Source organism: Sphingomonas sp. DMC6 (assembly GCF_056314225.1).
Map to the genome: position 1 here is coordinate 111,443 of NZ_JBQUYT010000008.1, position 19,290 is coordinate 130,732.

Consider the following 19,290-nt stretch of genomic DNA (forward strand, 5'->3'; position numbering starts at 1 on the left):
GGCTTGACGTGCGCCCCGCACCCAAGCCAAAGGCTCCCATGGCCGATCATCACGAACACGACCCGCATGGCTTTCGGCGCCGCGGGGTTCTCTTCGTCCTTTCCTCGCCATCGGGTGCGGGCAAGTCGACGATTGCGCGCAAGCTGCTCGCTGCCGAACCCGATCTTGCCGTCTCCGTCTCGGTAACGACGCGCCCGCCGCGCACAGGCGAAGTCAACGGCGTCGACTATACGTTCGTTAGCGTCGACCAGTTCCGCGAGATGGTGTCGCAGCACCATTTCATCGAATGGGCGCACGTCTTCCAGCATCGCTATGGCACGCCCAAGGGCCCCGTGGATGCGGTGCTGGCAACCGGCCGCGACATGTTGTTCGACATCGACTGGCAGGGCGCGCAGCAGCTCTATCAGACGATGGGTGGCGACGTGGTGCGCGTGTTCATCCTGCCGCCGTCCATGGCCGAACTGCACCGCCGGCTGGAAGGCCGCGCGACCGACAGCAGCGAGGTGATCGCCCACCGCATGGCCCGCGCCGCCAACGAAGTGAGCCACTGGGACGGCTATGACTATGTGCTGGTCAACGACGATGCGGACCGCTGCTTCGAGGCAGTGCACACGATCCTGAAGGCCGAACGGCTGAAGCGCTCGCGCCAGACCGGCCTGATCGGCTTCATCCGCGGATTGATGAAGCGCGGCGACCCGACCGGGGAAGCAGAGGTTTTGTAAGGGGCGAATTCGTCACCCTCACCCTTCCCGCCGCCGCAGGCGGTGGGAAGGGTGAGGGCGAACAGCTCCTCACAGCAACCCCAGAAACCGTGCCCCCGCATCGAAGTCCGCGCGCCGGACGGCCCGGGCGCGGGTGGCGAGTTCGTCTTCGCCCCATTGTTCGGCCTGCCAGTCTTCGTCGAGCTGGGCGGCGCGCCACACGGCTTCGCGGTCGGCGGCCCCTTCCAGCAGCGCGAGCGATGCGACGAGCGAGCCGGTGATCGTCACCAGCGGCGACAGGCCGGCGAGGCAGAAGGGATCGAGTGCTGCGACGACTTCGTTCAGTCGGGCGATCGTTGTCGGCGGCTGGGGACGGTGCATGATGCCGGCGACAGTCTCGAAATGCACGTCGTAGCGGCCGCGCGCCCAGTCGAGCAGCGGATCCCAGTGCGCGGCCTGGCGCGCGACCAGCGGATCGGTTGAATCGGCGCGGTAGCAGAGCAGGTCGCTCTCGCCGTAGCGCGCCAGATCGGCGGCGAAGGCGGCGGCGTTCGGGGCGATCTGGTCGATCGCGGCATTGGACAGGCCGGTGAGCGGCATGGCGCGCGGATCGACTTCCTCGCCGACGCTGCGCCATTCCTCGGCCACCGCCGCAGCCAGTTGCGGCGTCGGCAGCGCCAGCGGCGCGCGGGCAGGGGTGCGGACGGGGCGGCCGTCGAGCGCGATCGCGCCGTCCTCGACGGCGACGGTTTTCCAGAATCGTTTCATGCTTCCGGGGGAGTCCTCCAGCGGCGGGCGAGCATTCGGGGAATGGCGGCCATCACCCAGAGCGATGCGAGCAGTAGGGTGCCGCCCAGCATGGTCAGCTCGGTCGTGTGGGCGCGCCCGGCGATCAGCAGGCCGAGCACCGCGCCGGCCACACCCACCAGATTGGCGGCCATCATCAGGAAATAGCGATTGCGCGCCAAGCGATCGGCGTCGGTCATAAGGCCTCCAGATGCGGCGGGATGTCCGACGCATGCTCCACGACCCGCACCGCGCCGGCCGCGTGCAGATCATGGGGAGTGTGGTAGCCCCATGCAACACCCAGGGGGTGCGCTCCCGCCGCGACCGCCATCGCCATGTCGAAACTGGTGTCGCCGATCATCACCGTCGTTTCGGGCGCTGCGCCGGCCTCGGCGATCGCGGCTTCGACCATTGAGGGATGCGGTTTGGACGGGTGGCGATCGGCGGTCTGGAGCGTGACGAAGCGGCGGCGCAGGCCGTGCGCCTCGAGCACGCGGAGCAGCCCGCGATCGGATTTGCCGGTGGCGACGCCGAGCAGCCAGCCATTGGCGTCGAGTGTTTCGATGCTTTCGAGGATGCCGTCGTAGAGCGGCTCGTCCTCGATGGGGCCGGCGGTGCGCAGGGTGAAATAGGCCTGTTTATAGGCCTCTGCCATGTGGCGGTGGAGCGTGTCGTCGGCTTCGGGCAACAGCGTGGCGATCGCCTCGACCAGGCTGAGGCCGACGATCCGGCGGATCGCGGCGCGCTCCGGGGGATCGAGCTTCTGCGCGGCGAAGCAATGCTCCATGGCGAGGCAGATGCTCGCCTGGCTGTCGACCAGCGTGCCGTCGCAATCGAAAAGGGCGAGGCGGTTCATGGGTGCATGCCAAGCGCTTGGCCGTCCTCCCGACGAACGCGGTTGCAGGCGCACGGCTATTTCTTCGTGCCCCGGCCGCGACGTTCGCCGCGGCGTTCCTTGCGCACCGTCTTGGCGTGGGCCTTGGCCTTTTGCTTCTGCATCTCGCGCGTCAGCGGCGGGGGGCCTTCGTCGAGCTTCAGCGCGTCGCCCACTGCCTGATCGAAACCTAGCGTATGCATCGATTCGGCGAAATGGTGCGGCAGCTCCGCGCGGACGTCGAGCTTGCCGCCATCGGGATGGTCGATGCGAATGCGGCGCGCGTGGAGGTGCATCTTGCGGCTGATCCCGCCGGTGAGGAACGCCTCCTGCAGCCCATATTTGCCGTCGCCGACGATCGGGTGGCCGATCGCCGCCATATGGACGCGCAACTGATGGGTGCGGCCGGTGAACGGCTGGAGTTCGACCCAGGCGGCGCGGTTGCCGGCGCGCTCGATAACCCGGTAACGGGTGCGGGCGGGCTGTCCCTCTTCCTCGTCGACCTGCATCTTCTCGCCGCCGGTGCCGGGCTGTTTGCCGATCGGCAGCTCGATGAAGCCGTCTTCGATGTCCGGCACGCCGATCACCAGCGCCCAGTAGATCTTGCGCGCGGTGCGGCTGGAAAAGCTCTTCGAAAAGAACGCTGCCGCACGCGCCGAACGCGCGATCAGCAGCGCGCCCGAAGTGTCCTTGTCGAGCCGGTGGACCAGCTTGGGACGCCCCTCCGCCTCGAATTGGAGCGCGTCGAGCAGGCCGTCGACATGCTCGAACGTCTTGGTGCCGCCCTGGGTGGCGAGGCCGGGGGGCTTGTTGAGGACGATCGCGGCAGCGTCGCGGTGGATCACCATGGACTGGGCCAGCTCGGTTTGTTCGGCGCTGAGCGGCGGGCGGGTCGACTTCGGACGGACTGCGGCGGCAGGCTTGGGGGCCTCCGCCGGGGGGACGCGGATCGTCTGGCCTTCGGCGATGCGGTCGCCCGGCGTCGCGCGCGCGCCATCGACGCGGAGCTGGCCGGTGCGCGCCCAGCGCGACACGGTATTGAAGCTCACATCCGGCAAATGCCGCTTGAACCAGCGATCGAGCCGGATGCCATCATCGTCGAGGCCGACGACGAACTGGCGGACGTCGTTCTCGCCGCTCATGCCGTCACCTCACGGACCAGATATACGGCCGCGACCAGTGCCAGCAGCGACCCGATCACCGACACCAGCACATAGCCAAGCGCCATCAGCAGCGCGCCCCGCTCGATCAGGTTGAACGTATCGAGCGAGAAGGACGAAAAGGTGGTGAAGCCGCCGAGCACGCCGACCCCCAGCAACAGACGCCATTGCTCGCCGCCTTCGTCGAACCGCGCCAGCAGCGCACCGAGCAATCCCATCAGGAAGCCGCCGAGGACGTTTACCGTCAGCGTGCCCCAGGGATAGTCGACGCCGCCGATCGCGATGGTGGCGCGGCCGACCAGATAGCGCGCAGCGGAGCCGAGCGCGCCGCCGAGCATGACAAGAAGAAGATTGGGCATGCCGCGACCTAGCGCGGTTTGGCGCAGAGGGAAACCGCTGGCGGGCTGTCCGACCCGCTTATCCGCCGTTGTTGGCGATCAGGTCCATGTCGGTGCCGCCGTCCTTGCGCGGCTCGAGATAGAGGACATAGGCGCCGCCGTCGCGATCGCGGGTGCCGCCCAGGATATGCTGTTGTCCATCAAGCAGATGTTCGGCCGAATAGCCGGCGCGTACCGCCCGGGTATAATACCAGTCGACCATCACCTGCACCGGCAGCGTCGTGGAGAAGCTGACGACGCGGATGCGGCAGCTTCCGCCGTCGCTGCCCGCGGCTTCGCTGACATGCGCCTGCGGATGGAGCGGCAGGTCGGCTGGCAGCTTTTGCGACCAGCCGGCGGAATAAGTGAGCGCGGCGCAGGCCTTGCCGCCAAGGCCCTTTTGGCGCTGGGCAAGCGCGCCAAGCGTCACCGATTCCCGCGCCGCGGCGCAATGGCTGCACCCTTTGGGGGCAGGCTTGGCCGCAGGCGCGTGGAGCAACCCGCCGGTATCGGCAGGGCCGCCATTCTTCGCGACATCGTCGGCGGGGACGCCGGCGGAATAGGGCTGGGTCGGCGGCCGCACCGCATCGCCATTGGCCTGTCGGCTGAGCTGCGGATCAACCATGATCTGGTCCTGCAGCGCGGCGGTGAGCGCGGGATCGGCAGCGTTGGCGGCGTCACCATTGTCGGCAGGCGCGGGGCCTTCGCCGCAGGCAGTCAGGCTCAGCGGGAGCAGCAGCAGCGGCAGGAAGAAGCGGCGGGCCATCGGCATTGTCCTTCGGGATCCTTGTCGCGGGATGCCGAAGGAAGGTTAAGGAAGCGTTGGGCACACCGAAGCGTCATATCTTGATAACACACCTGGCGGGGCCTATATCGCTGCCATGTTCAATGCGATCTCGCTGCTGATCGGGCTGGTGGCGCTGCCCTTTGCACTGGTGGGGATCATTCCGTTCCCCTTCCTGCCGCTGACCAACTGGGCGGCGTTTCCGATCGCCATTGTCGGGGCGGCGTTCGGCCTGCTTTCGCGCGGGTCGGCGGGGCGCAATCTGAACCTGCTGATCCTGATCATCAGCGGCGCGCGGCTGATGCTGACCGGCGGCATCATCTGAAGGCGCCGGGCGCGCGCGGCGCCCGGCACCTGTCCTTATCAGCGGCAGCGGATATTGCCGCGGTCGACCGAGTGGCCGATCGCGGCGCCGGCGGCCGCGCCCAGCAGGGTGCCCAGCATCGCGTTACCGCCTGAGGACAGGGCATTGCCGAACAGGCCGCCGGCCACGCCGCCGACGATAAGGCCGGTGGTGCCATCCGAGCGGCGACAATAATAGCGGCCGTCGCGGCCGCGGTAGATGCGGTCGTTCCGCGTCAGGCGACGCTCGCGATAATAGCGGCCGTCGCGATAATAATCGTCAGCCCAATATTGCCGCGCACCTGGCGCGGGGCGGTTATAGTCATACTGGCGCCAGCGGCGCCAATCGCCGTCGCGGTGATCCCGATGATCGCGGTCCTGCCAGCCGCCGCGGTCGCGATAGTCCTGGGCCATTGCCGGCACTGCCGGCGCGGTGAGCGCCGCAGCGGCGGCGGCGATGAGCAGCATGCGCATCGAATCAACTCCTCGTCGTTATCGATGCGTGCCGAACGTCCCGCCGCCGCATGGGGTTGCGTGAACCGGGAACTACGCCCGGTTCAGCGCACGTCCATCTGTGCGATCCGGGTGTCGCCCGAATAGGCGAAGAGCAGGTCGCTGCCGACTTCGGCGTGCAGTTCGACATGGCCGGTCAGCGTCAGGCACTCGCCGGCCTTGAAGGCGATGCCGTCGGCGACGCCTTCGCCGCGCACCGGAATCAGCCAGCCGGTCACGCCTTCCGGCATGTCGAAGCGCCGATGGCCGCCTTCCCAGCGTTCGAGCACGAATTTCGGCCCTTCGACCAGGATCGTGCGGTCGTCGGACACCTTGCCCGGCATCGGGTGGGGGACGAAGGGCACCGGGTCGGACACCGCGATGCCCTCGTCCAGATGCAGCTCGCGCGGGCGGCCGTAATCATAGAGTCGGTAGGTCGTCTCGCTGTTCTGCTGCACCTCGATCAGCGTGATTCCCGCACCGATCGCATGCACCGTGCCCGAAGCCGAATAGAAAAAGTCACCGGCCTTGACCGGCTTCCAGTCGAGCAGATGCTCGATCGAGCCGTCGAGCGCGGCGGCGCGCAGTGCCTCGCGTTCCACCGGCGCCCTGGTGCCCAGCGCGATGGTCGAATCGGGCTCGGCGTCGAGGATGATCCAGCATTCGTCCTTGCCGCGCGGCAGCCCCACCGCCTGCGCCTGTTCGTCGTTCGGATGTACCTGCACCGACAATTTCTCGCTGGTGAACAGATACTTGATCAGCAAATCCGGGGTGCTGTCGCCCGGCGTCTGGAACCAGATTTCGCCAACCGGTTCGCCATCGGCGGCGGGATCGGCGAAGCCGGGCCACAGCGTGTGGCGGCCCCAGGGTTTTTCGACGCGGTGCGTGGCGAGAAGCGTGGCGGGCATGGGGTCTCTCTGACTGGAAAGCGGTTACCGGGCTGAAATGCCTGTGGCCCGATCCGCGATCCGCCGCAATCCCGCCCCGAAAAGGATTGTTTGACGCCATGCGCCTGCGCTAAGCCCGCGAGCCTATGCGTATCTCCATGCCTCGCGCGGCCGCGCTCGCGCTCCTTCCGGTGCTCGCCCTTTCCGTCGCCGGCTGCGCCAAGCGCTCGGCCAAGGATCTGCCCTATGTCGCCCGCGACGTGGGCACGCTCTACAGCGCGGCGAAGCAGAAGCTCGACCAGCACCAGTACAAGCTGGCTGCCGCGCTGTTCGACGAAGTGGAGCGCCAGCATCCCTATTCGGTGTGGGCGCGCCGCGCGCAGTTGATGGGTGCGTTCAGCTATTATCTGAACCGCGATTACCCCGAGGCGATTTCCTCGGCGCAGCGCTTCCTGGCGGTGCATCCCGGCAACCGCGATGCGCCCTATGCCTATTATCTGATCGGCATTTCCTATTACGAACAGATCAGCGACGTTACCCGCGACCAGAAGATCACCCAGCAGGCGCTCGATTCGCTGGGCGAACTGATGCGGCGCTACCCCAATTCCAAATATGCCGCCGATGCGCGGCTGAAGATGGACCTGGTGCGCGACCACCTCGCCGGCAAGGAAATGGAAGTCGGTCGCTTCTATGAAGTGCGCGGCCAGTGGCTGGCGGCGGCGCTCCGCTTCCGCACCGTGGTCGACCAGTATCAGATGACCACCCACGTGCCAGAGGCGCTGATGCGGCTGACTGAAAGCTATCTGGCGCTGGGCGTGCCCGAGGAAGCGGAGAAGGCGGCCGCCGTGCTGGGCGCCAACTATCCGGGTACCGACTGGTACAAGCACGCCTATGACCTGATCCAGAAGAACAAGGACAAGGTTGCGGCGGAAACCAAGCCCAAGGCCTGATTTCGCCGCTTCCGTTCCGGCCTTGTTCCTGCGATAGGAGGCGCTGATGCTGACCGCGCTTTCCATTCGCGACGTCGTATTGATCGAGGCGCTGGACCTGGAGTTCGGCGAAGGGCTTGGCGTGCTGACCGGCGAGACCGGGGCAGGCAAGTCGATCCTGCTCGATGCGCTGGGGCTGGCGCTGGGCGCGCGCGCCGATAGCGGGCTGGTGCGCCACGGCGCGGCACAGGCGGTAGTGGTGGCGAGCTTTGCGTCGCCCGCCGCCGACGGCGAGATCGCCAATTTGTTCGCCCAGAACGGCATGGAGCTGGAGCCCGGCGAACCGCTGCTGATCCGCCGGATCGTCAAGGCCGATGGCGGCAGCCGCGCCTTCGTAAACGATCAGCCGGCATCAGCGGGACTGTTGCGCGAACTGGCGCCGCACCTTGTCGAAATCCACGGCCAGCATGACGATCGCGGGCTGCTCAATCCGCGCGGTCACCGCGCGCTGCTCGATGCGTTCGGGCGATGCGATACGGGGCCTGTCGCGGTCGCGCATCGGGCATGGCGCGCGGCCGAGGATGCGCTGGCAGTGGCCCGCGCCGAGCAGGAGACCGCCGAGCGCGACCGCGAATGGCTGGAACATGCCGTCGCCGAACTCGCCGCATTGGCGCCGGAGGAAGGCGAGGAGGAACGCCTTGCCGAGCGCCGGGCGACGATGCAGCGCGGCGAGAAGATCGCCACCGACCTGCAGGCAATCGCCGATTTGCTCGACGGGTCCGACGGCGGGCTTGCGCGGCTGCGCCAGGCGGCGCGGATTCTGGAGCGCGTGTCGGGCGATCATGCCGATCTGGCCGAGGCGCTGGAAGCGATCGACCGCGCGATCGGCGAAGGCAGCGAGGCACAGGCGCGCGTCGACAGCGCCGCCGAGGCGCTTGCCTTCGATCCGGCAGCGCTGGAGGCCGACGAGGCACGGCTGTTCGACCTGCGCGGTCTGGCGCGCAAGCACCGGGTACAGCCCGACGAACTGCCCGCGCTCCAGGCCGAACTGGCAGCAAGGCTGGAGCGTGTGACGAGCGGTGGGGCAGGCATCGCCCGGCTGGAAGCAGCAGCAGCGGAAGCGCACCATGTCTATCGCGAGGCGGCGCGCACCCTGTCGGCGGCGCGTACGCTGGCGGCGGCGCGGCTCGATTCGGCGGTGGCGGCCGAACTGAAGCCGCTGAAGCTCGATGCCGCGCGCTTCCGCACCGTCGTCGAACCGCTCGATGAAGGCCTATGGACCTCGGCGGGCATGGACCGGGTGGAATTCGAAGTCTCGACCAACCCAGGCGCGCCCTTTGCGCCGCTGATCAAGATCGCCAGCGGCGGCGAGCTCTCGCGCTTCATCCTGGCGTTGAAAGTGGCGCTGGCCGAAGAGGGCGGGGCGCACACGCTGATCTTCGACGAGATCGACCGCGGCGTCGGCGGCGCGGTAGCCGATGCGATCGGCGAGCGGCTGGCGCGGCTGGCCGATCGTTCGCAACTGCTGGTGGTGACGCACAGTCCGCAGGTCGCGGCGCGCGGCCGTCGCCACTTGCTGATCGCCAAGAGCCATGACGGGCTGGTTACGCGCACCGGCGTGACGCCGCTCACACCCGAAGAGCGGCGCGAGGAAATCGCGCGGATGCTGTCGGGTGCAGAGATTACCCCGGAGGCGCGGGCGCAGGCGGAGCGGCTGCTGGTCGCCTGAACCTGAACGAACCGCGCGCGCCTGCGACAATCGGTGACAGAAAATCGGCATTCCTGCCAAAGCGTTGCGACAGCCCGCAGCGATAACGGCACTCGACCGTTGGGAACGGTCCAGTTTTTTGGAGGAGTGCCATCATGAAGAAGATTCAGCTGATCGTCGCCAGCCTGGGCATCGCCGTCAGCGCCGTTCCGGCCGCGATCGCCGCGCCCGCGCCCTATCAGGCCGGCTGGCAGAGCATCAGCGCGCGTGAGGGTGCGCTGAGCGCGCGGATCGATCAGGGCGTCCGTTCGGGTGCGCTGAGCCGCAGCGAGGCTCGTTCGCTCCGTGCCGAACTCCGCTCGATCGAGCGGCGAGAAGATGCCTATCGCCGTTCGCGGCCCGGCCTGACCCCCGCCGAGCGCCGTGACCTCGATCGTCGCTTCGATCGCCTCGCGGCACGGGTCCATTTCGAAAAGCATGACGGCGATTACCGCCGCCGCTGAGGCGGGGGAGGGTAAACCACTAAGTTCCCCTCCCTGAAAAGGGAGGGGGCAGGGGTGGGTTTTGGCGGCGGATGGGGCTCGATGCCCCATCCGCCGCCTTGCGTTGCAGCGTTGCGGCTCGGGCTTTCGCCCTCGCACCCACCCCCGGGCCCCTCCCTTTTCAGGGAGGGGAGCGAAAGGGCAATCAATCCTGCGCCCAATCAACGCAGCGGCTTGCCGCTGTCCTTCCATTTATCGAGGATCTGCGATTCCGCGGCAGCGGCCGTATAATCGCGGGTCGGCGTGCCGCTTTCGGCATGGTCGGGCTGGATAGCGCTGCGCGGTGCAGGTGCGGGCGTCGGCACCTGCGTCGGCCGATCGGCCTTCGCAACCGCAGTAGCAGGAAGCGGTTCGATCGGCTGGACGGACGGCTCGGCCGGCAGATGCGGGCCCGGCACCGGCTCGTTGCCGCGATAGACGCGGCTGAACGCCGCCGGGGTGCCCCACCAGCCTTTCCAGCGGTGGAAGAAATGGGCGCCGAACGCGCCGGTCATCACCAGCGTGCGGTTCCAGGAGGGCGTCACGGCATAGCTGTGGTAATGCGTCGCTTCGCCCACCGGCGCGAACACCGCGCCCGCCAGCGCGGCGGCGGCAACGCGCTGCGCCCTTGCCCAGACCGCGCGGGTAGGCTGGCCGCGCAGCATCGACCCGTCACAGGCGAAGCTGAACTGACAGCCATGCTGTTCCGAACCCTGGAACACCACGCCACAGACGGTGCCGGGGAAGGCGGGATGGCGAACCCGGTTCAGCACCACCTGTGCCACAGCGCGCTGGCCGTCGTCCGGCTCGGTCGCTGCTTCGTAATAGACCGCGTCGGTCAGGCAGGTCAGCGCGCGGCTGCGGTCGAGCGCGGAGCCCCGGAAAGCGAATGGAGCGGCGGCATGGATCGTGGCGTCGCCAGGCGCGGCATCAGGTACCGGCTGCTCCGGTAGCGCCGTGGTGCCGGTGCTGCCAGTGGCTGATGCGACCTCGTCGGCTACGGCAGTATATGCGGCGGCGCCGGGAAAATGGTCTTCGCTCTCATAGCTGTCGCGCGGCGCGGGGGCGGGGCGTGCGGCCGGTGCGGGGCCGATCGACCAGGCCTGCGGCATCGCGCCGATGCCGACCAGCGACGCCAGGATCGCCGCAGCGACTCCGCGTGCCTGCATCCGCCCGAGTTTTCGCCAGACCAACCTGTGCCCTCCGCCTGAAGCGCGCTTGCGCTACTCGATCCGGCGGCCTGGGGCGACCTCCGAATCGAGACTGTCCCAAGGCGTAACAGTGGAAGGTTAAGGCAAGTTCTCGGCTTCAGCCGTGCCTGGCGAACCGCTGGACAGTCTTAACTGTCGGTCTTGGTCGGAGTCTTGCGCGGCGCGCGCGGCTTTGTAGCGGCTGCTTCGCCAGCGGGCTTGCGCACGCGCCGCGTGGCGGGCTTGGGCGTTGCTGCGGGCGTGGAGGCTTCGGCCGGCGCCGCTGCCTTGCGCACGCGCTTGACTGCAGGCTTGGCTGCAGTCGCCCCAGGTGCCGGCTTTGCCGCCGGAGTCGGCGCAGCAGGGGCGGGGGGCGGCGCGGGCGGTGCCTTGGCCGCCGCCTTCGCTTCCGGCTCGCCCTTGATCCGGGCAGCGAGCGCCACCAGTCCGGCGGCGAGCAGGTCGGCAATGACGGGATGCTTGGCCAGATCGGTAAGCTGTCGTCGCGCATCCTTGGGCAGCTTGATGCCGGCGATCACCTTGGGGAGCAGCGACGGCCTCTTGCCGTCCTTCTTTTCCTTCTTCTCTTTCTTACCGGCCATGATCCGCCTCCCTGATATTGGGCGCAAAACTTCTGCGAAGCGGGCCGCGAAGTCAAATCGGCGACGATCAGTGGCGCGTGGGGTGGTTGCCCTCCCACTCGAACAGGATCTGCAGCTCTTCCAGCGGCGTGCGTTCATGGACCCGGTCGGTGGGGATCGAGGCTATTGTCGGCTTGGCTACGCGCCGTGCCGTCTTGCGCTGCGGCCGCTGCTTGTCCATCGCCGGGCTCCTGGTTCCATTCGCCTTCGCAACGATGCAAATTTGAACTTGTTCCCTTAGCTCTGGCGATCGACCAGTCGTTGGAGGAAGCTGTGCAGCCGCGCGCTGTTGGCGACCCAGGTGAAGGGCTCTGCTGTCGCGCGGGTGTCGGCCGGGGGCGGGGGATCGGCGAGCAGTGCCGCGATCGCATCGGCGAAAGCGGCCGGCGTGCGCGCTACGATACGCCCGGCGGCGGGGTTTGTGACCACCTGCCGCGCGCCGCCGACATCGGGGATCACCACCGGCACGCCGCTTGCCAGCGCTTCGAGCCATGCGTTGGCTAGCCCTTCCGATGCGGAGGCCAGCGCCATCGCATCGGCGGCCGCGAGAATCCCGGGCACGGCGTCCGCGGGCACCGCCCCCAGCAGGCGAACACGATCCGACAGCCCCTGTTCGGCGATCCGGGCGGCGAGCCGGGCCTGTTCCGGCCCCTGGCCGGCGATCCAGAGCTGCACGCCGGGCAGTGTGGCGACGGCATCGATGACGATGTCATGCCCTTTCAGCGGGATCAGCGCGCCCAGCGAAACTACCAGTGGCCCGGCTATGCCCAGCGCCGCCTTGGCCTCGGCGCGGTCGCGCGGGGCGAAGCGCGCCAGATCGACGCCGGTGACGATGCACTCGGTCCGCTCGCCCGGCATGCCCAGCGCGATCATGTCGTCGCGCAGCGCCAGCGAGACCGAGAGCAGCCCGTCCGCCTGCTGCCCCGCGGCGACGATCTGCCGGGCGATGGCCGTGCGTTTCGTCCATTGGTGGATGTCCGACCCGCGCGCCTTGATCGACACCGGCACCCCGAAATGCCTGCCAAGCCGTACTGCCGCCGGGCCGTCCGGGAAGAAGAATTCGGCATTGATGACGTCGAACGGAAAGTCTGCCCGCAGCCGCTCCAGCACCGGGACGAGTGCGCGGAACAGCATGTCGCCGTGCAGCCGGCCGCCGGTGCCCGGCAGGTTGCAGAAGCGCGGCCGGCGGACGTCCAGCCCCTTCCAGTCCTCGCGCTCGGGTTGGGCGGCGAGTGCTGCATAGCGGGGATGGCGGGACAGCGGCCAGGGCGGAATGCCCACAGGCGCCACCACTTTCACCGCCACATCCGCCCGTGCCGCCAGCGATAGCGTCTGGCGTTCGACGAAGATGCCGAAATTGGGGCGTGACGCATCGGGAAACAGCGTCGAGAGGATGAGCACGCGCAGCATGGTACAGGCTATAGCGGCAGAGGGTTAATGCTCCGCGAGTGCGGTAGCGGGGAGTAAAGGCATGGACGAAGCGAAACGGATCATTACGCAACTTGGCCTCGTGCCTCACCCCGAAGGCGGGTGGTACCGCGAGACCTGGCGGGCGGACGCCGCGCCCGGCGCGCGGGCGGCGGGGACGGCGATCCTGTTCCTGCTCGAACAGGGGCAGCGCTCGCACTGGCACCGGGTGGATGCCGACGAGCTCTGGCTGTGGCATGCCGGCAGCCCGCTTGAGGTGCAGATCGCCGGCGAACCCACCGGCGACACTGTCGAGACGATCCGGCTTGGCGGCGATGTGGTCGCCGGCTACACGCCGCAATACCTGGTCCCGGCGAATCGCTGGCAAGCCACCGAGGCGCCGCATGGCTGGGCGCTGGTGAGCTGCATGGTGGTGCCCGGCTTCGAATTTGCGGGCTTCACCCTCGCGCCGCCGGGCTGGTCGCCAGTGGCCGGCTGAGCCACCAGCTTATCCCCGTTATCCACGTTATCAACAGGGACGACGCCCTCCTTTCCGCTTGGTGCGACTCGCATTCGGTGAGACCATCCACTTGCAGACGACGGATGGACGCGACGGGAAACTGAAGCAACATCAGGAGTTTGCGGCTCGGAAGAGCGCCGGTGCCATTCGGAAACCGCGCTTGCCCGAACCGGGGAAGAAACGCCGTCGTGCAAACGAAGGCGTGCCGACCCCAAAGGCTTCGACATCCGCCCTTTCGGGGGCAGATGGGGAGGCCGGTTGCAGGCCGCAAGGGCTGCCCGTCACCGGGCACCGTTGCGGATGCGGCCGCCGCTGACCGACCGCCCTTGCCGGCGCGGGAAGCGATTGCCGCCGACACCGGGCCGCGCTGCTCCTTCGGGGAAAGCGCGGCAGAGGCCGGCGACATGGGGGCTGGCGGAAACGCCGGCCCCCTTTTGCATGGGCCTGCCCGCCTCAGGCCAGATCCCAGTCGAGCGTGATCTCCGCGTCGAGCAGCTTCGAGACCGGGCAGTTCGCCTCCGCACCCTCGGCCAGCGCCTGGAACTGGTCGCGGCCGATGCCGGGCACTTCGGCCCGCAGCGTCAGGTCCGAGCGGGTGATGCGGAAGCCGTCGCCGTCCTGCTCCAGCTTCACCGCCGCCTTGGTCTCCAGCGTCCCTTCGGCAAAACCCGCCTGCGCCAGCGCGAAGCTGAGCGCCATGGTGAAGCAGCCGGCATGGGCGGCGGCGATCAGCTCTTCCGGGTTGGTGCCCTTTTCATCGCCGAAGCGCGTGTTGAAGCTGTACGGCGTCGCCTCCAGCACGCCCGAAGGCGTGGTGAGCTGGCCTTTGCCGGCCTTGCCGAAACCCGTGTAGCGCGCCGTGGCAGTGCGTGTCGTCATGCGAAACTCCTGGGGCGAAGGATGGGGGGCCGGGGAATCGGCCCCCTACCTTCTATCAGCGGCAGCGCACCTGGTCGCGGTCGATCGCGTTGCCGGCCGCGGCACCGGCGGCGGCGCCGAGCAGCGTACCCAGCGTCTGCGATCCGCCCGGTGCGATGATGTTGCCCAGCACGCCGCCGGCAATACCGCCGACGATCAGGCCGGTGGTGCCGTCCGAGCGGCGGCAATAATAGCGCCCGTCCTGGCCGCGATAGACCCGGTCGTTCTGCGACAGCCGGCGCTCGCGATAGCGGCGGGCATCGTCGCGGTAATAGCGGTCGGCATAATAGCCGTTGTACGAGGGGTCCGGCCGGTTCCAGTCGTAATTGCGATAGCCGCTATAGCCGCCGTCGGGGCGGCCGCCATAGCTGTCCCCCATGCAACCCGAAACCAGCGTCGCGGCGGCGGCGGCGAAGCCAAGGGCGATGATGCGCATTGCGTCTCTCCTGATCCTTGTTGCGATGCTGTGCCAATGCGCGGAGGCCCCGAAAGGTTGCCCCGCGCCGGCCGGGTTCACGAGGGCGTGACGTCGGTGAGGGCCGGGCGGAGCGCGTCGCGCTCGGCGGCGGGAACCGGTGCTGTGGGATCGGGCCGGAAGGCCTCGATCGCCCGCTCGCTGCCGTCGGGATGCTGGTCCTGCAGCAGATCGGCGGGCGTGGTGCCGGCATCCGGCGCCTGACCTGCCCGGCCGCGCAGCAGCCCGAAGACGAGCGCGCCCAGCGCCGTCAGCCCGGTCAGCGCCAGCGCGGCGATGCCGGTGCGGCCGATGCCCGAACGGGCCGGTGCCTTGGCGGTGCGTGACTTGCGGCGGCTGCCGGTGGCGGCGGCGGCGCGCTTGGCCGAAGCCGGTGCCTTGGCGGGGGTCTTGCGGGGGGTAGCCATGCGAAATCCTCCTGTTCGTGCTGGCGGCGTCAACGGCCGGTGCGGGGCGCCCGTTCCCCGCCCATCCGTAAACATCCGTCTGCCGCCGCTGCCCCCAACCATGCTGGAGCGCGCCCGGCGGCACCGCTCCGGTGTCCGCAAAATAGGGTGAAGAAGCTCATGACGATCCTCCCAAACCTGTCTGCCCCGGCGCTTGCCGCGGCCGTGCTGGCGCTTGGCGCCGTCGCTGCCGGCCCGGCCAATGCCCAGGCCGATGCGGCGCAGGGCAAGCGCCTGTTCGCACGCTGTGCCACCTGCCACACCATCCAGGCGGGCCAGCCCGCGCGGATCGGCCCGAACCTCTACGGCGTCGTTGGCCGCAAGGCCGGTTCGGTGGCGAATTTCCGCTATTCGCCGCAGCTCAAAAAGTCCGGCCTGGTGTGGAACGAAGCCACGCTCGACCGCTGGATCACCCGCCCCAATGCAGTGGTGCCCGGTACGCTGATGGCGTTCGCCGGCGTACCCAATGCGCAGGAGCGCAAGGCGATCATCGCCTATCTCAAAAAGCCGGTGCCCTGAGGACCGGCGGTGCCGCGTGCCCCTTGGCGGGTGCGCGGCACGCAGTTCAGTCGCGCAGCGCCGCCTTTTCGGCTTCGTTGAGCGCGCGCTGGTTGGCGACGCGCTCCGAGCGCACTGCCATATTTTCCCACGCCGCCTGCGCCCGCAAATGCCGGTCGCGGACATTGTCGAGATCGGCCCCGGCGGCGAGCGCACCTGCCTCTTCGGCGCGGGCGCGGAACAGTTCGGCTTCGGTCATCGGGCGGTGCTCCGTCTGGGGGACATGCGAAAACGGCGGCCCCGGGTGGGAGCCGCCGTCCGGGCAATCAGTCTGCGGCCTGCAGGTTGACCGCGGCCATCTTGCCGCGGCGATCCTGCTCCAGCTCGTAGCTCACGCGCTGGTTCTGCTGCAGCGTCACCATGCCGGCGCGCTCCACCGCAGTGATGTGGACAAAGGCATCGGTGCTGCCATTGTCCGGGGCGATGAAGCCATAGCCCTTGTCGGCGTTGAAGAATTTCACGGTGCCGGTGATGCTCATGGTGTTTTCCTTGTGTAGGCGGCGCGCCCCGTGCGGGCGGACCTCGCGCTTCAGGGGCAGGGAAGGAAAACGGAGCCGCAAAGCGCCAGAGACCAACGATTTGCGACTGTAGCAAGGGGGATATGGGGTGCGCGGCGGGGATTGCAATGGGTGAGGCCTGTGTCCTCCCCCTCGAGGGCGTATCGGGTCTGGCTCCGTCGCTCCCCTCCCTGCAGGGCAGGGAGGGGCTGGGGGTGGGTCCGCCGCCGTCAGGCGGCGGGACTCGCTGTCGACCGAGCAGCGGAGTCTTTGGCGCGCGCAGACGCGCGCACCCACCCCCGGCCCCTCCCTTTGCAGGGAGGGGAGCGACAGGGCCGAGGCGATGGCGCTGCGTTGGCTCGGCAGGCCCCCGATCCTCCTCCGCCAGGGGGAGGATCGCGGCGCCCGCACCGCTCGTCATTCGCGCGCAGGCGGGAAACCAGTGCCCTCGGCGCGGGGGGAAAGGACCGTCATTCCGGCGCCAGTCGATCTCCGCCCGCACGGGGGAACGATGACGCTGCGGCGCGGGCGTCTTTCCCCTGCGATGGCGCTGCGGGGATGACGGCTGGCAGGGAGGCCTTCGTCGCAGCGCCGGCGTCGCTCTCGACCTCCACCTTCGCCTCAACCGCCTCAGCCTCAGCCTCAGCCTTCGCCTCCGCTGCTTCCTCCGCAAACCAGGCGTCGCGGGCGCGTTCGGCCTCCAGCCGCTGCGCCTCGCGTTCGGCGCGGAGCGGCGCCTCGATCACTTCGCGCTCCTCGGGCGAGAGCTCGCGCGAATAGCCTTCCTCGCCATATTCGCCGTCTTCCAGACCGTCGAAATAGTCGTCGGGCGGGAAGCTGGTGCGCCATTCCAGGGACAGGCTGTCCCACCAGACCGGTGCGCCATCGGGGTTGTCATAATCGCGAAGTTTAGGAAGTTGCGGTCCAGACGCAGTTTCCGCAACCGGTGCCGCGGCCGGCGCCGGGGGCGGGGCGAAGGCGAGCAGCCCGGCCGCCTCGGCCCGCGCCCAATCCTCTGCCGACCATTCGGCGCGCTTCGCCGGATCGAGATCGGCAACCGAGGCCGCCGCCGCGTCGCCGCGCCGCAGCCAGGCATCGGCACGGGCCAGCGCGCGGACGGGGGCGAGGTCGTCCGTCGGCGCCGCGTCGACCGCCTCCGTCGCCAGCCGCCGCGCGAGGAACAGCCCGGCGCGCGCCGGGCCGCCTTCCTGCTCGACCAGATCGAGAAACTGGTCGAACTCGCCGGCCACCAGCCGCGCGGCGGCATGATCGGCGGTGCCCTCTGCGCTGTCCCCCAGCCGGTCGAGCCGGTCGAGCATCCGCATCGCCAGCCGGTTGTCGTGGCGCTGGCGGGTGATGGTGGAGCCGTCCGGCCGCGTGACCGTCTCGACGCTGCCGTGCACCGCGCGTTCGAGCAGCCGGTCCGCCAGATGCTCGCGCGCGAGCAGCATCGCCGCCTGCCAGCCGAGCGCGAACGCCGCGCCGCGCGCCGAGCGCCGCAGCGCATAGGCCGACGTGACCGACATGCCGAGCGCGGCGCAGGCAAAGGTGATGGTGTGCCCCTCCGCCAGCATCTCCAGAAACTTGCGCTGCCGCTCCGCCGTCCAGCCATCGGCACGCGCCGGGCGGGCGGGGGCGGGTTCGGGCTGGATCAGCGCATCGAGGCAGAACAGGTCGTCGCCATCGGGATGCGGCGGGAGGATTTCGGCAGATACGGACATGTCGCGTCTCCTGAAAGGCCAAGGCGACTCGTCAGATATGCCGGAACGGGGGCTGTAGGAAAGGATTTTGTTGCTGTTTTGTTCTTTTTCCGGGGCGGGGGGATGTGGCGGCGGTGGAGGAAGAAGGGTTTTTGCGCGCGGAGGCGCGGAGGCGCGAAGAAGGGGGGCACCCATTGGGCAGGGCAACCCTGTTGGCGCTTTCGCTCCCCTCCCTGCAAGGGAGGGGTCGGGGGTGGGTCCGCCGCCATCCGGCGGCGGCGCTCGCTATCGACCGGAAACGGAGTCTTTGAAGCGCGCAGACGCGCGCACCCACCCCCAGCCCCTCCCTTGCAGGGAGGGGAGGTGAATTGCGAGACGAGGCGGCCGTCGATCCTGTCGGCTGCGTGGCTGAAGGGTTAGGCCTCGTACCATTCGAAGCCGGTGAATTCCGGCTCGACGGTGGCGCTGGCGGCGCGGCCGAGATGGGCGGGGTTGGTGGGGAGGTGGGGCATGGGCGGCGTCAGTCCTGCGGCTTTTTGTGCCGGTCGAGGAGCGCCTGCACCTGCGCCATGACGACCTCGTGCGGAATGCTGGGTCGGGGGTCGGCGAGCGCCTTCTCGATTTTGGCGCGGAACCATGCGTCATAGGTCTCCGGCGAGGGGATCGGCACCGGCGGGGCGTAGTCGGAGTCCGAAATGGTGGGCAAATTGTCGTTCATGGATGAAGGGTAACGTGGAGTGGAGAGATATAAAACGGATTAAGATTAAGCCAGTGATGTGATGCCTCTCGGTGAGTGGGGTGGCGTTTCAAACCGTAAGATCACCTTATGTCGTCCATGGCGTGGTATGCATATAGATGCGCTTTGGTATTGCGGATGTGAATACCAAAATAAAAATCTGATTGCACCTTGAACTTGTTACTGAAAGGTAACAAATCTCTCCTGGTTAATCCGAGGAAGCAATGATGCCGGTCCGCTATTTTCCGATGCTGAAAACAAAGGCTGGAGAGGTCAACGCGCTTGATAATCTGCTGCCTGCTACGAAGGTGCGTATAACGCCAATCTTCCACGTTACCACCGCTGTTGCGCCTCGCTTTGCTCCTTCGCTAGGTGCTGTGTGGAAGAATAGGGTTCTCGCCGTTGATGGGCTGTTTTCATTTAACGCAGGTGGAACTACCGCGCCTTTCGTTGCGCTGATAAATGCATTGCGCGCGGATCAAGTGCTTGCGATCCCCTCGATCTATATAGGTGCGGGCGTACAGCTCGTCGTAGATGCTGCTGCCCTCGTGGATCAGCATGGGCTAGGGTCAGGACCCATTGATGTGAGAGGCGCGATGTGATTCAGGCTCCGCAAGGAGACCGAATGTGAGCGACCTGTA

At 68.2% G+C, this 19,290-nt stretch carries 28 protein-coding genes; 8 read left to right on the forward strand and 20 right to left on the reverse strand.

The genetic code is table 11. The annotated features are described in order from the left end of the window. Positions 1-38: 38 nt before the first annotated feature. Positions 39-722 carry a guanylate kinase gene (gene gmk, locus ACT53M_RS16955; protein WP_476234887.1) on the forward strand — a complete coding sequence of 228 codons (684 nt, stop codon included), beginning with the start codon at positions 39-41 and terminating at the stop codon, positions 720-722. A gap of 69 nt (positions 723-791) precedes the next feature. On the opposite strand, the gene ACT53M_RS16960 is transcribed toward gmk, so the two are convergent. From ACT53M_RS16960 to ACT53M_RS16985, 6 genes are read right to left on the reverse strand one after another with little or no spacing between them, the layout of a single operon-like run. Next, positions 792-1,469 (reverse strand): ATP12 family chaperone protein, encoded by a 678-nt coding sequence (locus tag ACT53M_RS16960; RefSeq protein ID WP_476234888.1) that lies wholly within the window; start codon positions 1,467-1,469, stop codon positions 792-794. Then, positions 1,466-1,687, reverse strand: coding sequence for a hypothetical protein (locus ACT53M_RS16965; protein ID WP_476234891.1), 222 nt, complete (start codon positions 1,685-1,687; stop codon positions 1,466-1,468). The genes ACT53M_RS16960 and ACT53M_RS16965 overlap by 4 nt, the downstream gene beginning before the upstream one ends. Next, positions 1,684-2,343: an HAD-IA family hydrolase gene (locus ACT53M_RS16970; RefSeq protein WP_476234892.1), complete on the reverse strand. Its 660-nt coding sequence runs from the start codon at positions 2,341-2,343 to the stop codon at positions 1,684-1,686. The genes ACT53M_RS16965 and ACT53M_RS16970 overlap by 4 nt, the downstream gene beginning before the upstream one ends. Positions 2,344-2,399: 56 nt before the next feature. Further along, on the reverse strand, positions 2,400-3,503 hold the full coding sequence (locus ACT53M_RS16975; protein WP_476234894.1) for an RluA family pseudouridine synthase: 1,104 nt from the start codon (positions 3,501-3,503) through the stop codon (positions 2,400-2,402). Beyond that, a complete protein-coding gene (gene crcB, locus ACT53M_RS16980) occupies positions 3,500-3,880 on the reverse strand; it encodes a fluoride efflux transporter CrcB (protein WP_476234896.1) in 381 nt (126 codons plus the stop codon). The genes ACT53M_RS16975 and crcB overlap by 4 nt, the downstream gene beginning before the upstream one ends. Before the next feature lie 58 nt (positions 3,881-3,938). Further along, positions 3,939-4,664, reverse strand: coding sequence for a hypothetical protein (locus ACT53M_RS16985; protein WP_476234898.1), 726 nt, complete (start codon positions 4,662-4,664; stop codon positions 3,939-3,941). A gap of 115 nt (positions 4,665-4,779) precedes the next feature. Here ACT53M_RS16985 and ACT53M_RS16990 point away from each other — a divergent pair, with 115 nt between their 5' ends. Further along, positions 4,780-5,007: a hypothetical protein gene (locus tag ACT53M_RS16990; protein WP_476234900.1), complete on the forward strand. Its 228-nt coding sequence runs from the start codon at positions 4,780-4,782 to the stop codon at positions 5,005-5,007. A gap of 38 nt (positions 5,008-5,045) precedes the next feature. On the opposite strand, the gene ACT53M_RS16995 is transcribed toward ACT53M_RS16990, so the two are convergent. Together ACT53M_RS16995 and ACT53M_RS17000 are read right to left on the reverse strand one after the other, a co-directional pair. Then, complete coding sequence (locus ACT53M_RS16995) at positions 5,046-5,498, reverse strand: glycine zipper 2TM domain-containing protein (RefSeq protein ID WP_476234902.1); 453 nt, start codon at positions 5,496-5,498, stop codon at positions 5,046-5,048. 83 nt (positions 5,499-5,581) lie between these two features. Then, positions 5,582-6,424: a class I mannose-6-phosphate isomerase gene (locus ACT53M_RS17000; RefSeq protein WP_476234903.1), complete on the reverse strand. Its 843-nt coding sequence runs from the start codon at positions 6,422-6,424 to the stop codon at positions 5,582-5,584. A gap of 125 nt (positions 6,425-6,549) precedes the next feature. Between ACT53M_RS17000 and ACT53M_RS17005 the strand changes: the two genes are divergently transcribed. The 3 genes from ACT53M_RS17005 (at position 6,550) to ACT53M_RS17015 (ending at position 9,543) form a co-directional block, all read left to right on the forward strand. Beyond that, entirely contained in the window at positions 6,550-7,353 is an 804-nt protein-coding gene (locus ACT53M_RS17005) for an outer membrane protein assembly factor BamD (protein ID WP_476234905.1), read from the forward strand. A gap of 46 nt (positions 7,354-7,399) precedes the next feature. Further along, positions 7,400-9,061 carry a DNA repair protein RecN gene (gene recN, locus ACT53M_RS17010; protein ID WP_476234907.1) on the forward strand — a complete coding sequence of 554 codons (1,662 nt, stop codon included), beginning with the start codon at positions 7,400-7,402 and terminating at the stop codon, positions 9,059-9,061. 134 nt (positions 9,062-9,195) lie between these two features. Next, positions 9,196-9,543 carry a hypothetical protein gene (locus ACT53M_RS17015; RefSeq protein ID WP_476234909.1) on the forward strand — a complete coding sequence of 116 codons (348 nt, stop codon included), beginning with the start codon at positions 9,196-9,198 and terminating at the stop codon, positions 9,541-9,543. A 200-nt stretch (positions 9,544-9,743) separates the two neighbouring features. On the opposite strand, the gene ACT53M_RS17020 is transcribed toward ACT53M_RS17015, so the two are convergent. The 4 genes from ACT53M_RS17020 to ACT53M_RS17035 form a co-directional block, all read right to left on the reverse strand. Further along, on the reverse strand, positions 9,744-10,730 hold the full coding sequence (locus ACT53M_RS17020) for a cell wall hydrolase (RefSeq protein WP_476234911.1): 987 nt from the start codon (positions 10,728-10,730) through the stop codon (positions 9,744-9,746). Between the two features lie 170 nt (positions 10,731-10,900). After that, positions 10,901-11,353 (reverse strand): hypothetical protein, encoded by a 453-nt coding sequence (locus ACT53M_RS17025; protein WP_476234913.1) that lies wholly within the window; start codon positions 11,351-11,353, stop codon positions 10,901-10,903. A 67-nt stretch (positions 11,354-11,420) separates the two neighbouring features. Next, positions 11,421-11,573, reverse strand: coding sequence for a hypothetical protein (locus ACT53M_RS17030; RefSeq protein ID WP_476234914.1), 153 nt, complete (start codon positions 11,571-11,573; stop codon positions 11,421-11,423). Positions 11,574-11,629: 56 nt separating this feature from the next. Further along, entirely contained in the window at positions 11,630-12,802 is a 1,173-nt protein-coding gene (locus tag ACT53M_RS17035; protein WP_476234916.1) for a glycosyltransferase, read from the reverse strand. Between the two features lie 61 nt (positions 12,803-12,863). Here ACT53M_RS17035 and ACT53M_RS17040 point away from each other — a divergent pair, with 61 nt between their 5' ends. Then, positions 12,864-13,298, forward strand: coding sequence for a cupin domain-containing protein (locus ACT53M_RS17040; protein WP_476234917.1), 435 nt, complete (start codon positions 12,864-12,866; stop codon positions 13,296-13,298). Positions 13,299-13,600: 302 nt separating this feature from the next. On the opposite strand, the gene ACT53M_RS17045 is transcribed toward ACT53M_RS17040, so the two are convergent. The 4 genes from ACT53M_RS17045 to ACT53M_RS17060 all read right to left on the reverse strand — a co-directional run bounded on the left by ACT53M_RS17045 (position 13,601) and on the right by ACT53M_RS17060 (position 15,119). After that, complete coding sequence (locus ACT53M_RS17045; RefSeq protein ID WP_476234919.1) at positions 13,601-13,759, reverse strand: hypothetical protein; 159 nt, start codon at positions 13,757-13,759, stop codon at positions 13,601-13,603. A gap of 13 nt (positions 13,760-13,772) precedes the next feature. Next, entirely contained in the window at positions 13,773-14,198 is a 426-nt protein-coding gene (locus tag ACT53M_RS17050; protein WP_476234920.1) for an OsmC family protein, read from the reverse strand. A 55-nt stretch (positions 14,199-14,253) separates the two neighbouring features. Beyond that, positions 14,254-14,673, reverse strand: coding sequence for a glycine zipper 2TM domain-containing protein (locus ACT53M_RS17055; RefSeq protein WP_476234922.1), 420 nt, complete (start codon positions 14,671-14,673; stop codon positions 14,254-14,256). Between the two features lie 77 nt (positions 14,674-14,750). After that, entirely contained in the window at positions 14,751-15,119 is a 369-nt protein-coding gene (locus tag ACT53M_RS17060) for a hypothetical protein (RefSeq protein WP_476234923.1), read from the reverse strand. A 159-nt stretch (positions 15,120-15,278) separates the two neighbouring features. Between ACT53M_RS17060 and ACT53M_RS17065 the strand changes: the two genes are divergently transcribed. After that, positions 15,279-15,677, forward strand: a complete 399-nt coding sequence (locus ACT53M_RS17065) for a c-type cytochrome (protein ID WP_476234924.1) — start codon at positions 15,279-15,281, stop codon at positions 15,675-15,677. Positions 15,678-15,723: 46 nt separating this feature from the next. Here the strand turns inward: ACT53M_RS17065 and ACT53M_RS17070 are convergent, their stop codons facing one another. The 4 genes from ACT53M_RS17070 to relB form a co-directional block, all read right to left on the reverse strand. Further along, positions 15,724-15,915 carry a hypothetical protein gene (locus ACT53M_RS17070; protein ID WP_476234925.1) on the reverse strand — a complete coding sequence of 64 codons (192 nt, stop codon included), beginning with the start codon at positions 15,913-15,915 and terminating at the stop codon, positions 15,724-15,726. A gap of 67 nt (positions 15,916-15,982) precedes the next feature. Beyond that, positions 15,983-16,195, reverse strand: coding sequence for a cold-shock protein (locus ACT53M_RS17075; RefSeq protein WP_476234927.1), 213 nt, complete (start codon positions 16,193-16,195; stop codon positions 15,983-15,985). A 488-nt stretch (positions 16,196-16,683) separates the two neighbouring features. Further along, the gene (locus ACT53M_RS17080; RefSeq protein WP_476234928.1) at positions 16,684-17,934 is read right to left on the reverse strand and encodes a hypothetical protein; all 1,251 of its coding nucleotides are present in this window, start codon (positions 17,932-17,934) and stop codon (positions 16,684-16,686) included. Positions 17,935-18,433: 499 nt separating this feature from the next. Further along, a complete protein-coding gene (gene relB, locus ACT53M_RS17085) occupies positions 18,434-18,631 on the reverse strand; it encodes a type II toxin-antitoxin system RelB family antitoxin (protein WP_476234930.1) in 198 nt (65 codons plus the stop codon). Positions 18,632-18,876: 245 nt separating this feature from the next. Here relB and ACT53M_RS17090 point away from each other — a divergent pair, with 245 nt between their 5' ends. Next, positions 18,877-19,251, forward strand: coding sequence for a beta family protein (locus ACT53M_RS17090; protein WP_476234932.1), 375 nt, complete (start codon positions 18,877-18,879; stop codon positions 19,249-19,251). The last annotated feature ends 39 nt before the right edge of the window (positions 19,252-19,290 follow it).